This window comes from Enterobacter sp. R-25 (assembly GCF_049913205.1).
In the GTDB taxonomy this organism is placed as follows: domain Bacteria; phylum Pseudomonadota; class Gammaproteobacteria; order Enterobacterales; family Enterobacteriaceae; genus Enterobacter; species Enterobacter ludwigii.
This window is the reverse complement of sequence record NZ_CP183982.1, coordinates 3,232,788-3,246,591: the sequence shown is the minus strand read 5'-3', so window position 1 is coordinate 3,246,591 and position 13,804 is coordinate 3,232,788. Positions and strand designations below refer to the sequence as shown.

Below are 13,804 nucleotides of genomic sequence, written 5' to 3'. Positions count from 1 at the left end.
AATACCTGGCCACGGAGGCTGTCATGCTCAGTATCTTCAAACCTGCGCCGCATCGGGCGCGTCTGCCAGAGGCAGAAATTGATCCGCTATACCGTCGTCTGCGTTGGCAAATCTTCCTGGGGATCTTCTTCGGGTACGCGGCGTACTACCTGGTACGTAAAAACTTTGCGCTCGCCATGCCGTATCTGGTGGAGCAGGGCTTTTCTCGTGGCGATCTGGGGTTCGCGTTGTCGGGGATCTCTATCGCCTACGGTTTTTCCAAATTCATCATGGGTTCAGTGTCCGATCGCTCGAATCCACGCGTGTTCCTGCCTGCGGGTCTGATCCTGGCGGCAGCGGTGATGCTGTTCATGGGCTTTGTGCCATGGGCAACCTCCAGCATCGCCGTGATGTTCGTGCTGCTGTTCCTCTGTGGCTGGTTCCAGGGAATGGGGTGGCCGCCGTGCGGGCGCACCATGGTGCACTGGTGGTCGCAGAAAGAGCGTGGCGGCATCGTGTCGGTGTGGAACTGCGCGCATAACGTCGGTGGCGGTATTCCACCTCTGCTGTTCCTGCTGGGGATGGCGTGGTTTAACGACTGGAAAGCCGCGCTTTATATGCCTGCCTTTGGTGCCATTCTGGTGGCGGTTATCGCTTTCGCCCTGATGCGTGACACGCCGCAGTCCTGTGGCCTGCCGCCGATTGAAGAGTACAAAAACGACTATCCGGATGATTACAGCGAGCAGCATGAAGAAGAGCTGACGGCCAAACAGATCTTCATGAAGTACGTCCTGCCCAACAAACTGCTGTGGTATATCGCGGTGGCCAACGTCTTCGTGTACCTGCTGCGTTACGGCATCCTCGACTGGTCACCTACCTATCTGAAAGAGGTGAAGCATTTCGCGCTGGATAAATCCTCCTGGGCTTACTTCCTCTATGAGTACGCCGGGATCCCGGGGACGCTGATTTGCGGCTGGATGTCGGACAAAGTGTTCCGGGGTAACCGTGGTGCGACGGGCGTCTTCTTTATGACGCTGGTGACCATTGCCACCGTGGTTTACTGGCTCAACCCGCCGGGTAACCCGTCAATCGATATGGCCTGTATGATCGTCATCGGCTTCCTGATTTACGGCCCGGTGATGCTGATTGGTCTGCATGCCCTGGAGCTGGCGCCGAAGAAAGCGGCAGGTACGGCGGCCGGCTTTACCGGTCTGTTCGGTTACCTTGGCGGTTCGGTCGCGGCGAGCGCCATTGTGGGCTACACCGTTGACTTCTTCGGCTGGGACGGCGGCTTTATGGTGATGATTGGCGGTAGCGTGCTGGCGGTGCTGCTGTTGATTGTGGTGATGATTGGTGAAAAACGTCATCACGCCGAAATGCAGGCGCGTCGTCAATAAGGAGAAGGCTGATGAAATTAACTTACGTAGCAACGGGCCTGCTGCTGGCGGGCCTGATGACAGGCTCAGCGCTGGCTAACGAGAAAATGGTTATCGCCCATCGCGGCGCAAGCGGCTATCTGCCAGAGCACACGCTCCCGGCAAAAGCGATGGCCTATGCGCAGGGGGCAGATTATCTCGAGCAGGATCTGGTGATGACCCGTGACGACCAGCTGGTCGTCCTTCATGACCACTATCTTGACCGCGTGACGGACGTGGCTGAGCGTTTCCCGGCCCGCGCCCGCAAAGATGGTCGCTACTACGCCATTGACTTTACGCTGGATGAGATTCGTTCGCTGAAGTTTACCGAGGGTTTCGAGGTTGAAAACGGCAAGAAGGTGCAGGTCTATCCGGGACGTTTCCCGATGGGTAAATCTGATTTTCGCATTCATACCTTCGAAGAAGAGATTGAGTTTGTTCAGGGACTGAACCACTCAACCGGGAAAAACATCGGCATCTACCCGGAGATAAAAGCGCCGTGGTTCCACCATCAGGAAGGGAAGGACATTGCCGCGAAGACGCTGGACGTGCTGAAAAAGTACGGCTACACCAGCAAGCGCGACAAAGTCTATCTGCAGTGTTTTGACGCCGCTGAGCTGAAGCGCATCAAAACCGAGCTGGCGCCAAAGAGAGGGATGGATCTCAATCTGGTACAGCTGATTGCCTACACCGACTGGAATGAAACTCAGGAGAAACAGCCCGACGGCACGTGGGTGAATTACAACTACGACTGGATGTTTAAGCCGGGCGCAATGAAACAGATCGCGCAGTACGCCGACGGTATCGGACCGGATTACCATATGCTGGTGGCGGAAGGCTCAACGCCAGGCCACGTCAAGCTGACGGCAATGGTGAAAGAGGCGCACGCCAGTCATATGCAGGTTCATCCGTATACGGTGCGTGCGGACCAGCTACCGGCTTATGCGACGGACGTAAACCAGCTGTACGACGTGCTGTATAACCAGGCCGGGGTGGACGGGCTGTTCACCGATTTCCCCGATAAAGCCGTGCAGTTTTTGAAGTAAAAGAAAAAGGGCCGTAAGGCCCTTTTTTATGTCGCCCGGAGGGGCGGTTTACATCTCAATCTCTATATCGCCTTTTGCCCGGCAGCAGCAGGGCAAAATTTCACCTTCGTTGATGAAGGCCAGCGGTTCGGTCAGCCAGTCCACTTGTCCGGCGACTAAACGGCAGCGACATGATCCGCAATAGCCTGAGCGGCATTGATACTCCACTTCAACCTGATGCGCCTCAAGCGCAATCAACAGGGAAGGGTGTTCTTCCCGGCACAGCACTTCGGTACCGGAAAGGCTAAGCGTTACGCGGCTCATCAGAGCTGGAAGTCGCTCAGGTCGTCGGTGTTAACTTCAGAGTCAATCTGCCCGACCAGATAAGAACTGACTTCCACTTCCTGTGGCGCAACCTGCACGTTATCGGATACCAGCCAGGTGTTGATCCACGGAATTGGGTTAGAGCGGGTTTTGAACGGCAGCTCAAGCCCGACTGCCTGCATACGGATGTTGGTGATGTACTCAACATACTGGCACAGGATGTCTTTGTTCAGGCCAATCATGGAGCCGTCGCGGAACAGGTAGTCTGCCCACTCTTTCTCCTGCTGAGCAGCCAGCACGAACAGGTCATAGCACTCCTGTTTGCACTCTTCGGCAATCTCAGCCATCTCCGGATCGTCTGTACCGCTGCGCAGCAGGTTCAGCATATGCTGGGTGCCGGTCAGGTGCAGGGCTTCGTCACGGGCGATCAGACGGATGATTTTGGCATTACCTTCCATCAGCTTGCGTTCCGCAAACGCGAAGGAGCAGGCGAAGCTCACGTAGAAGCGGATGGCTTCCAGTGCGTTAACGCTCATCAGGCACAGGTAAAGCTGTTTCTTCAGCGCGCGCAGGCTCACGGTGACGGTTTTGCCGTTCACGGTGTGGGTGCCTTCGCCCAGCAGATGCCAGTAGCTGGTCATCTCGATCAGTTCGTCGTAGTAGTGCGCAATACCTTCAGCACGTTTCTGGATCTGCTCGTTAGTGACGATATCGTCAAACACCACCGCCGGATCGTTAACGATGTTGCGGATAATGTGGGTGTAAGAGCGGGAGTGGATGGTCTCAGAAAACGCCCAGGTTTCCACCCAGGTTTCCAGCTCCGGAATGGAGATCAGCGGCAGCAGCGCCACGTTCGGGCTACGGCCCTGAATGGAGTCCAGCAGCGTCTGGTACTTCAGGTTGCTGATGAAGATATGCTTTTCGTGCTCCGGCAACGCCTGGAAATCGATACGATCGCGAGAGACGTCAACTTCTTCCGGGCGCCAGAAGAAGGAGAGTTGCTTTTCAATCAGCTTTTCGAAGATGTCATATTTTTGCTGATCGTAGCGTGCCACGTTGACCGGTTGCCCGAAGAACATCGGCTCTTTGAGCTGGTCGTTTTTCGTCTGTGAAAAGGTGGTGTATGCCATGAATTGGAGTCCTGTCTTACGAAATAAAGGCGGGGATATCCCCGCCCTTCATTAGATCTTACATGCGCCGCTTTCGCAGCCATCGTCCTGAATTGACGGTGCCATGTCATCCTGAGCGTCTTCCGCACCATCACGGGTGTTGTGATAGTACAGGGTTTTCACACCAAATTTGTAGGCGGTGAGCAGGTCTTTCAACAGTTGCTGCATCGGTACCTTGCCAGACGGGAAGCGCGTCGGGTCGTAGTTGGTGTTAGCAGAAATCGACTGGTCGATAAACTTCTGCATGATCCCCACCAGCTGCAGGTAACCGTCGTTGTTTGGCATTTCCCACAGCAGCTCGTAGTTGTCTTTCAGCAGCTCGTAGTCAGGCACAACCTGACGCAGGATACCGTCTTTCGACGCTTTGATGCTGACGTGGCCGCGCGGTGGTTCAATACCGTTGGTGGCGTTAGAGATCTGCGAAGAGGTCTCAGACGGCATCAGGGCAGACAGCGTGGAGTTACGCAGGCCGTGAGTCTTGATGGATTCACGCAGCGCTTCCCAGTCCAGATGCAGCGGTTCGTTAGAAATCGCATCCAGGTCTTTCTTGTAGGTATCGATCGGCAGAATGCCTTTCGCATAGGTGGTTTCGTTGAACCACGGGCACGCGCCTTGCTCTTTCGCCAGCTCGTTGGAGGCTTTCAGCAGGTAGTACTGAATCGCTTCGAACGTTTCGTGGGTCAGGTTGTTCGCGCTGCCGTCGGAGTAACGCTTACCGTGTTTCGCCAGCCAGTAGGCAAAGTTGATAACGCCGATACCGAGGGTACGACGGCCCATTGCTCCACGTTTTGCCGCCGGGATTGGGTAGTCCTGGTAATCCAGCAGGGCATCCAGCGCACGCACGGCCAGCACCGCCAGCTCTTCCAGCTCTTCCAGGCTCTTGATAGCGCCCAGGTTGAAAGCAGAGAGGGTGCAGAGCGCGATTTCGCCGTTTTCGTCGTTAACATCTTCCAGCGGTTTGGTCGGCAGGGCGATTTCCAGGCACAAGTTAGACTGGCGCACTGGCGCAACCACCGGGTCAAACGGGCTATGGGTGTTGCAGTGGTCAACGTTCTGAATGTAGATACGGCCGGTAGAGGCACGTTCCTGCATCATCAGGGAGAACAGGTCAACCGCCTTAACGCGCTGTTTACGGATGCTGTCGTCTTTTTCGTATTTGGTGTACAGACGCTCGAACTCATCCTGATCGGCGAAGAACGCGTCATACAGGCCCGGGACGTCGGACGGGCTGAACAGGGTGATGTCTTCACCTTTCAGCAGACGGGTGTACATCAGCTTGTTGATCTGTACACCATAGTCCATGTGACGAACGCGGTTGCCTTCAACGCCACGGTTGTTTTTCAGTACCAGCAGGCTTTCCACTTCCAGGTGCCACATTGGGTAGAACAGGGTGGCTGCACCACCGCGTACGCCACCCTGAGAGCAGGATTTTACCGCGGTCTGGAAGTGTTTGTAGAACGGGATACAGCCGGTGTGGAACGCTTCACCGCCGCGAATTGGGCTACCCAGTGCACGGATGCGACCGGCGTTGATGCCGATACCGGCACGCTGAGAGACATATTTCACGATGGCGCTGGAGGTCGCGTTGATGGAATCCAGGCTGTCACCACACTCGATCAGGACGCATGAGCTGAACTGACGGGTTGGGGTACGCACGCCAGACATGATTGGCGTAGGCAGAGAAATCTTGAACGTGGAAACCGCATCGTAGAAACGCTTCACGTATTCCAGACGGGTGTCACGCGGGTAGTTAGAGAACAGGCAGGCGGCCACCAGAATATAGAGGAACTGGGCGCTTTCGTAGATCTCACCGGTCACACGGTTCTGAACCAGGTATTTGCCTTCGAGCTGCTTCACCGCCGCGTAAGAGAAGTTCATGTCGCGCCAGTGATCGATAAACCCGTTCATCTGCTCGAACTCTTCTTCCGTATAGTCTTCCAGCAGATGCGTGTCGTATTTGCCCAGCTCAACCATTTTCACCACGTGATCGTAAAGCTTTGGCGGCTCAAACTGGCCGTACGCTTTTTTACGCAGGTGGAAAATCGCCAGACGTGCAGCGAGGTACTGATAATCCGGGGCTTCACGGGAGATGAGATCCGCCGCAGCCTTGATGATGGTTTCGTGGATATCAGACGTCTTGATGCCATCGTAGAACTGAATGTGAGAGCGCAGTTCAACCTGGGAGATAGATACGTTATTCAGTCCTTCTGCTGCCCAGTCGAGAACACGATGGATTTTGTCCAGATTGATACGCTCGGTGGTACCGTCGCGCTTAGTCACCAGCAGACTCTGATTCATGTGGGTTTTACCTGTCCGTGAAATAAAAAATATCCCCCGCTTATCCACAGATCCGTCTTGTGACTAACTCTGTGGATAAATACTACATATAGGGGGTTTGCGATAAGAAAAACGCTATATGGTGAGTATTCTAGTATCGAATCTTTTCAGCACAAGGGTTGATTTTGACGTTAAATTGAGGTTGTCAAAGGGTAAAAAAGGCTAAGTCCTCGTACCGTAAGGCCTGGAAGAGATGTCAATAATTAAGAAAAAAAATTCAAAATTTGATCGAGTGCTGATTTCTTCAACGGGAGGTCAGAATTGCGCAACATGATGTCGCGCAATCTTTATAAGAATAATGGATGACGTCAGTCGTTTTTGGCGGTTGTATGCAACATATAGTTAACATCTACACCCGGTGCGAGTTTGAATTTATCGGTCAATGGATTGTAATGCAGACCGGTGATGTGCTGCTCCTTGAGCCACGTCTGATCAACCCAGCTCAGTAATTCAGCAGGCTTGATGAATTTCTTCACGTCGTGCGTGCCTTTTGGCACCATACGCAGCACATACTCCGCCCCGACGACCGCCATCAGCCAGGCTTTACCGTTTCGGTTGATCGTCGAGAAGAAGACCTGGCCGCCCGGTTTCACCAGTTTTGCACAGGCGTGAACCACGGACTGGGGGTCGGGAACGTGCTCCAGCATTTCCATACAGGTCACCACGTCGTACTGATGGGCATGCTTCGCCGCATGTTCTTCGACGGTTTCCTGCACATATTCCACCTGCACTCCAGATTCCAGCGCATGAAGACGGGCAACCTGCAGCGGTTCAAAGCCCATATCCAGACCGGTGACGGTGGCCCCTTCGCGCGCCATGCTTTCTGCCAGAATGCCGCCGCCGCAGCCGACGTCGAGCACTTTCTTACCGAACAGGCCGCCGGAACGCTCCGCGATATAGCCCAGACGCAGCGGGTTAATGCGGTGCAGAGGTTTAAACTCACCTTCGAGATCCCACCAGCGGGATGCCACCGCTTCGAATTTGGCAATCTCTTCATGGTCAACGTTGTGAGCCACCGGGGATTTTTCGGCATTCATGGGCGCTTTTACTCCTTATTTTGCAAGACTTCGGAGTATATCAGCCCGCGCGGTTGAATAAAGCTTATTGGTTTACCTCAATCACCGCGGCTGTGTTATAATTTGCGACCTTTGAATCCGGGATACAGTAGAGGGATAGCGGTTAGATGAGCGACCTTGCGAGAGAAATTACACCGGTTAACATCGAGGAAGAGCTGAAGAGCTCCTATCTGGACTATGCGATGTCGGTCATTGTTGGCCGTGCGCTGCCGGACGTCCGCGATGGCCTGAAGCCGGTACACCGTCGCGTACTATACGCCATGAACGTATTGGGCAATGACTGGAATAAAGCCTACAAAAAATCTGCCCGTGTCGTTGGTGACGTAATCGGTAAATACCATCCCCATGGTGATTCCGCGGTGTACGACACTATCGTCCGAATGGCGCAGCCATTCTCGCTGCGTTACATGCTGGTAGATGGTCAGGGTAACTTTGGTTCTATCGACGGCGACTCCGCCGCGGCAATGCGTTATACGGAAATCCGTCTGGCGAAAATTGCCCATGAGCTGATGGCTGACCTGGAAAAAGAGACGGTTGATTTCGTTGATAACTATGACGGCACGGAACGCATTCCGGACGTTATGCCAACGAAAATCCCTAACCTGCTGGTGAACGGTTCGTCCGGTATCGCCGTCGGTATGGCAACCAACATTCCACCGCATAACATCACGGAAGTGATCAACGGCTGCCTGGCCTATATTGAGGATGAAGACATCAGCATTGAAGGGCTGATGGAACACATCCCGGGTCCAGACTTCCCGACGGCGGCGATCATCAACGGTCGTCGTGGTATTGAAGAAGCGTACCGCACCGGACGTGGCAAGATTTATATCCGTGCCCGCGCCGAAGTGGAAGCGGACGCCAAAACCGGCCGTGAAACCATCATTGTTCACGAGATCCCGTATCAGGTGAACAAAGCGCGTCTGATTGAAAAAATCGCCGAGCTGGTAAAAGAAAAACGTGTTGAAGGCATCAGCGCGCTGCGTGACGAATCTGATAAAGACGGCATGCGCATCGTGATTGAAATCAAACGCGACGCGGTGGGCGAGGTTGTACTGAACAACCTGTATTCCCAGACTCAGCTCCAGGTCTCCTTCGGTATCAACATGGTTGCATTGCACCATGGTCAGCCGAAGATCATGAACCTGAAAGATATTCTGAGCGCGTTTGTGCGTCACCGCCGTGAAGTGGTGACTCGCCGTACTATTTTCGAACTGCGTAAAGCCCGCGACCGTGCGCATATCCTTGAAGCGCTGGCCGTTGCACTGGCAAACATCGACCCAATCATTGAGTTGATTCGCCGTGCACCAACCCCTGCGGAAGCGAAAGCGTCTCTGATTGCCCGTCCGTGGGATCTGGGCAACGTGGCCGCCATGCTGGAACGCGCTGGCGACGATGCTGCGCGTCCTGAATGGCTGGAGCCTGAGTTCGGCGTGCGTGACGGTCAGTACTACCTGACTGAACAGCAGGCCCAGGCGATTCTGGATCTGCGTCTGCAGAAACTGACCGGCCTTGAGCACGAAAAACTGCTCGACGAATACAAAGAACTGCTGGAACAGATTGCCGAGCTGCTGCATATCCTGGGTAGCGCAGAGCGCCTGATGGAAGTGATCCGTGAAGAGCTGGAACTGGTCCGCGATCAGTTCGGCGATGAGCGTCGCACCGAAATCACGGCGAACAGCTCTGATATCAACATTGAAGATCTGATCAACCGCGAAGATGTGGTGGTCACCCTGTCTCACCAGGGCTATGTGAAGTATCAGCCGCTGACCGACTACGAAGCACAGCGTCGTGGCGGTAAAGGCAAATCGGCAGCACGTATTAAAGAAGAAGACTTTATTGACCGTCTGCTGGTGGCAAACACCCATGACACGATCCTCTGCTTCTCAAGCCGTGGTCGTCTGTACTGGATGAAGGTCTATCAGCTGCCAGAAGCGAGCCGTGGTGCACGTGGTCGTCCAATCGTGAACCTGCTGCCGCTGGAAGCGAACGAACGTATCACCGCGATTCTGCCGGTACGTGAGTACGAAGAAGGCGTGAACGTCTTTATGGCGACCGCCAGCGGTACCGTGAAGAAAACCGCGCTGACCGAATTCAGCCGTCCACGTTCTGCCGGTATCATCGCGGTGAACCTGAACGACGGTGACGAACTGATTGGCGTTGACCTCACCTCCGGTTCCGATGAAGTGATGCTGTTCTCCGCCGCCGGTAAAGTGGTGCGCTTCAAAGAGAACGCGGTTCGTGCAATGGGCCGTACTGCAACAGGTGTTCGTGGTATCAAACTGGCCGGTGAAGATACCGTCGTTTCCCTGATCGTTCCGCGCGGTGAAGGTGCTATCCTGACCGTCACGCAGAACGGCTACGGTAAACGTACTGCCGAAAGCGAATACCCGACCAAGTCTCGTGGCACGCAGGGCGTTATCTCTATCAAGGTTACCGAGCGCAACGGATCCGTTGTGGGTGCGGTACAGGTAGACGATGCCGACCAGATCATGATGATCACGGATGCCGGTACGCTGGTGCGTACACGCGTATCTGAGATCAGCGTGGTTGGCCGTAATACTCAGGGTGTGATCCTCATCCGTACCGCGGAAGATGAGAACGTCGTGGGTCTGCAGCGTGTAGCTGAGCCTGTGGATGACGAAGAACTCGACTCCATCGACGGTAGCGTCGCAGAAGGTGATGATGAAATCGCACCAGAAGCCGATACCGAAGATGATGCAGCGGATGACGCTGACGAGTAATGTCTCCTGATGCAAAAAGGGCCGGTTTCCGGCCCTTTTCTTTTGCACAAGCAGATAAGTGAACGTTGCGACAAGGCGCGTTTACCGCTACCTTAACCACATTCTTTTTGACCCCGACGGCGGAGCCTCGCCCCTTTGAAATACCTCGTCTCCTTTCGTACCACGCTGAAAGTCTCTCGCTATCTGTTTCGGGCACTGGCGCTCTTGCTTTGGTTGCTGGTGGCATTATTGTCGGTGTTCTACATCGTTAACGCCCTTCATCAGAAAGAAGCTGAGATCCGCCAGGAGTTTAACTTAAGCTCCGATCAGGCCCAGCGCTATATTCAGCGAACGTCCGACGTGATGAAGGAGCTGAAGTACATTGCCGAGAATCGCCTGACCGCGGAAAACGGCATTCTTGCCATCCGTGGGCGTAATGACAAAACCGAAGTACCGAATTTCGAGCCGCTGTTTCCGGATTCCGATTGCTCTGCGATGGGCAGCACTTGGCGTGGTTCACTGGAGTCGCTCTCCTGGTTTATGCGCTACTGGCGTGACAACTTTTCCGCCGCCTATGATCTGAACCGCGTCTTCCTGATTGGCAGTGAAAATCTCTGCATGGCCGACTTTGGCCTGCGCGATGTGCCCGTTGAGCGCGATGATGCGCTGAAAAGCCTGCACGAACGTATTGTGAAATATCGCAATGCGCCGCAGGACGAGCGCGGGAATAACATCTTCTGGATAAGCCAGGGGCCACGCATGGGCGTGGGCTATTTCTACGCCCTCACGCCGGTCTATCTGGGCAATCGTCTGCAGGCGCTGCTGGGGATTGAACAGACCATTCGCATGGAAAACTTCTTCACGCCGGGCAGTCTGCCGATGGGCGTGACCATTCTGGATGAAAACGGACACACCCTGATCTCACTTGCCGGTCCGGATAATCGACTGAACGTCGACCCGCACTGGATGCAGGAGCGGTCGTGGTTTGGCTATACCTCAGGCTTCCGTGAGCTGGTGCTTAAAAAGAGCTTGCCGCCTTCGTCGCTGAGTATTGTCTATTCGCTGCCCGTGGATATGGTGCTTGAGCGGATCCGCATTCTTATCATGAACGCGATTTTGCTGAATCTGCTGGCCGGGGGGGCGCTGTTTACCCTGGCGCGAATGTATGAGCGCAAAATCTTCATACCCGCCGAAAGCGACGCCCAGCGGCTGGAAGAGCACGAGCAGTTTAACCGCAAGATTGTCGCCTCGGCGCCGGTGGGGATCTGCATCCTGCGCACGCAGGACGGGACCAATATCCTCAGTAACGAGCTGGCGCATAACTACCTGAACATGCTGACGCATGAGGACCGACAGAGGCTGACGCAGATTATCTGTGGCCAGCAGGTGAACTTCGTTGACGTGCTGACCAGCACGCACACGAACCTGCAAATCAGCTTTGTGCACTCCCGCTATCGTAATGAGAACGTAGCAATTTGCGTCCTGGTAGACGTCTCGGCGCGTGTGAAGATGGAAGAGTCCCTGCAGGAGATGGCGCAGGCCGCTGAGCAGGCCAGCCAGTCGAAATCCATGTTCCTTGCCACCGTCAGCCACGAGTTGCGTACCCCGCTGTACGGGATTATCGGTAACCTTGATCTTCTGCAGACCAAAGAGCTGCCGAAAGGGGTCGATCGCCTGGTGACGGCGATGAATAACTCCTCCAGCCTGCTGCTGAAAATCATCAGCGATATTCTCGATTTCTCCAAAATTGAGTCGGAGCAGCTGAAAATTGAGCCGCGGGAGTTCTCTCCGCGCGAGGTGATGAACCACATTAGCGCCAACTATCTGCCGCTGGTGGTGCGTAAACAGCTGGGCCTCTACTGCTTTATTGAGCCGGACGTGCCGCTGACGCTGCATGGCGATCCGATGCGTCTGCAGCAGGTCATTTCTAACCTGCTCAGTAACGCCATTAAATTTACCGATATCGGCTGCATTGTGTTGCACGTGTGTCGGGCAGGGGACTACCTGAGTATTCGTGTGCGTGATACCGGCGTGGGTATCCCGGCGAAGGAAGTGGTGCGTCTGTTTGACCCGTTCTTCCAGGTCGGTACCGGCGTACAGCGTAACTTCCAGGGGACCGGGTTGGGTCTGGCGATCTGTGAGAAGCTCGTGAGCATGATGGACGGCGATATCTCCGTTGATACCGAGCCAGGCATGGGCAGCCAGTTTACTATCCGCATTCCGCTCTATTCTGCCCAGTACCCGGCAAAAGCGGTGGTGGACGGCCTGAGCGATAAGCGCTGCTGGCTGGCAGTACACAATGCCTCACTGAATGATTACCTGACGGCGCTTCTTACCCACAGCGGCGTGCGCGTGTCCCGCTATGAAGGGCAAACGCCGGATGTCGACGACGTGCTGATCACCGACGAGGTGCTGGAACAACCCTGGCAGGGCAGAGGGGTGGTTCACTTCTGCCGTCGCCATATCGGTATTCCGGTCGAACGAGCTCCGGGTGAATGGGTGCACAGCGTGGCGACGCCGCATGAGCTCATGAGCCTGCTGGCACGTATTTACAGCGTGCAGCTGGAAGATAGCGACGGGGCGACGGAGTTGCCGTCACCGGATGCGCTGGCATCGCTGAATGACGATATGATGATTCTGGTGGTGGATGACCATCCGATTAACCGTCGCCTGCTGGCAGACCAGCTGGGTTCGCTTGGCTATCAGTGCAAAACCGCCAATGACGGCGTGGATGCGCTGAACGTGCTGAGTAAAAACCACATTGATATCGTTCTTAGCGACGTCAACATGCCGAATATGGATGGCTACCGTCTGACGCAGCGTATACGCCAGCTTGGCCTGACGTTGCCGGTCGTGGGCGTGACGGCGAATGCGCTGGCGGAAGAGAAACAGCGCTGTCTGGAGTCAGGGATGGACAGTTGTCTGTCGAAACCGGTGACGCTGGACGTCCTGAAACAGACGATCTCCGTGTATGCGGAGCGGGTCAGAAAAGCGAGAGTATAAAAAAAGGCCCGTCAGGGCCTTTTTTGTTGTTTCCCTCACACGCCGGGAGGGGGGAGGTGAGGCCATCAGGCCGCACACCCGGTAAAAATCAATCCTTATCCGACGCGCTCAGCGTAACGGAGGAGAGATAGTTCAGCAGCGCAATATCGTTATCCACACCCAGTTTCATCATTGCTGATTTCTTCTGGCTACTGATGGTTTTAATACTGCGGTTCAGCTTCTTGGCAATCTCGGTGACCAGGAAACCTTCGGCGAACAGGCGCAGAACTTCGCTCTCTTTCGGAGACAGGCGTTTGTCGCCATAGCCACCGGCACTGATTTTTTCCAGCAGACGAGAGACGCTTTCAGGCGTGAACTTCTTGCCTTTCTGCAGCGCAGCGAGCGCTTTTGGCAGATCGGTCGGCGCACCCTGTTTCAGTACAATCCCTTCGATATCCAGATCCAGCACGGCGCTCAGAATGGCCGGGTTGTTGTTCATGGTCAGAACAATGATCGAAATGTCCGGGAAGTGACGTTTGATATATTTGATGAGTGTGATCCCATCACCGTATTTGTCCCCAGGCATAGAGAGATCGGTGATGAGCACATGCGCATCAAGCTTTGGGAGGTTATTGATCAGTGCTGTAGAGTCTTCAAATTCACCGACTACATTCACCCACTCGATCTGTTCAAGTGATTTGCGAATACCGAACAGTACAATCGGATGGTCATCGGCAATAATTACGTTCATATTGTTCATGTATAAGGCTACCT

At 54.7% G+C, this 13,804-nt stretch carries 9 protein-coding genes; 4 read left to right on the top strand and 5 right to left on the bottom strand.

Annotated elements, in window-relative coordinates; all coding sequences use genetic code 11:
• The first annotated feature begins 23 nt into the window (after nt 1-23).
• Together glpT and glpQ are read left to right on the top strand one after the other, a co-directional pair.
• Entirely contained in the window at nt 24-1,376 is a 1,353-nt protein-coding gene (glpT, locus tag ACN9MQ_RS15460; protein ID WP_025203601.1) for a glycerol-3-phosphate transporter, read from the top strand.
• An 11-nt stretch (nt 1,377-1,387) separates the two neighbouring features.
• The gene (gene glpQ, locus ACN9MQ_RS15455; RefSeq protein WP_032678598.1) at nt 1,388-2,440 is read left to right on the top strand and encodes a glycerophosphodiester phosphodiesterase; all 1,053 of its coding nucleotides are present in this window, start codon (nt 1,388-1,390) and stop codon (nt 2,438-2,440) included.
• Between the two features lie 48 nt (nt 2,441-2,488).
• Here glpQ and yfaE read toward each other — a convergent pair whose 3' ends face one another.
• From yfaE to ubiG, 4 genes are all read right to left on the bottom strand, one after another.
• On the bottom strand, nt 2,489-2,743 hold the full coding sequence (gene yfaE / locus ACN9MQ_RS15450; RefSeq protein ID WP_014170967.1) for a class I ribonucleotide reductase maintenance protein YfaE: 255 nt from the start codon (nt 2,741-2,743) through the stop codon (nt 2,489-2,491).
• A complete protein-coding gene (nrdB, locus tag ACN9MQ_RS15445) occupies nt 2,743-3,873 on the bottom strand; it encodes a class Ia ribonucleoside-diphosphate reductase subunit beta (protein WP_014170966.1) in 1,131 nt (376 codons plus the stop codon). Before nrdB ends, yfaE begins: the two co-directional genes overlap by 1 nt.
• A 51-nt stretch (nt 3,874-3,924) precedes the next feature.
• The gene (gene nrdA / locus ACN9MQ_RS15440; protein WP_020883162.1) at nt 3,925-6,210 is read right to left on the bottom strand and encodes a class 1a ribonucleoside-diphosphate reductase subunit alpha; all 2,286 of its coding nucleotides are present in this window, start codon (nt 6,208-6,210) and stop codon (nt 3,925-3,927) included.
• A 347-nt stretch (nt 6,211-6,557) separates the two neighbouring features.
• Nucleotides 6,558-7,286 (bottom strand): bifunctional 2-polyprenyl-6-hydroxyphenol methylase/3-demethylubiquinol 3-O-methyltransferase UbiG, encoded by a 729-nt coding sequence (ubiG, locus tag ACN9MQ_RS15435; RefSeq protein WP_014170964.1) that lies wholly within the window; start codon nt 7,284-7,286, stop codon nt 6,558-6,560.
• A gap of 146 nt (nt 7,287-7,432) precedes the next feature.
• Here ubiG and gyrA point away from each other — a divergent pair, with 146 nt between their 5' ends.
• Nucleotides 7,433-10,069, top strand: coding sequence for a DNA topoisomerase (ATP-hydrolyzing) subunit A (gene gyrA / locus ACN9MQ_RS15430; protein ID WP_014170963.1), 2,637 nt, complete (start codon nt 7,433-7,435; stop codon nt 10,067-10,069).
• A 135-nt stretch (nt 10,070-10,204) separates the two neighbouring features.
• Nucleotides 10,205-13,051, top strand: a complete 2,847-nt coding sequence (rcsC, locus tag ACN9MQ_RS15425; RefSeq protein WP_014170962.1) for a two-component system sensor histidine kinase RcsC — start codon at nt 10,205-10,207, stop codon at nt 13,049-13,051.
• A gap of 88 nt (nt 13,052-13,139) precedes the next feature.
• On the opposite strand, the gene rcsB is transcribed toward rcsC, so the two are convergent.
• Nucleotides 13,140-13,790 (bottom strand): response regulator transcription factor RcsB, encoded by a 651-nt coding sequence (rcsB, locus tag ACN9MQ_RS15420; protein ID WP_006176468.1) that lies wholly within the window; start codon nt 13,788-13,790, stop codon nt 13,140-13,142.
• Between the last annotated feature and the right edge of the window lie 14 nt (nt 13,791-13,804).

Bases quoted from the DNA above. Each gene is read 5' to 3' on its own strand.
- yfaE (WP_014170967.1), bottom strand. From the start codon at position 2,743: ATGAGCCGCGTAACGCTTAGCCTTTCCGGTACCGAAGTGCTGTGCCGG.
- glpT (WP_025203601.1), top strand. From the start codon at position 24: ATGCTCAGTATCTTCAAACCTGCGCCGCATCGGGCGCGTCTGCCAGAG.
- gyrA (WP_014170963.1), top strand. From the start codon at position 7,433: ATGAGCGACCTTGCGAGAGAAATTACACCGGTTAACATCGAGGAAGAG.
- nrdB (WP_014170966.1), bottom strand. From the start codon at position 3,873: ATGGCATACACCACCTTTTCACAGACGAAAAACGACCAGCTCAAAGAG.
- glpQ (WP_032678598.1), top strand. From the start codon at position 1,388: ATGAAATTAACTTACGTAGCAACGGGCCTGCTGCTGGCGGGCCTGATG.
- nrdA (WP_020883162.1), bottom strand. From the start codon at position 6,210: ATGAATCAGAGTCTGCTGGTGACTAAGCGCGACGGTACCACCGAGCGT.
- rcsB (WP_006176468.1), bottom strand. From the start codon at position 13,790: ATGAACAATATGAACGTAATTATTGCCGATGACCATCCGATTGTACTG.
- ubiG (WP_014170964.1), bottom strand. From the start codon at position 7,286: ATGAATGCCGAAAAATCCCCGGTGGCTCACAACGTTGACCATGAAGAG.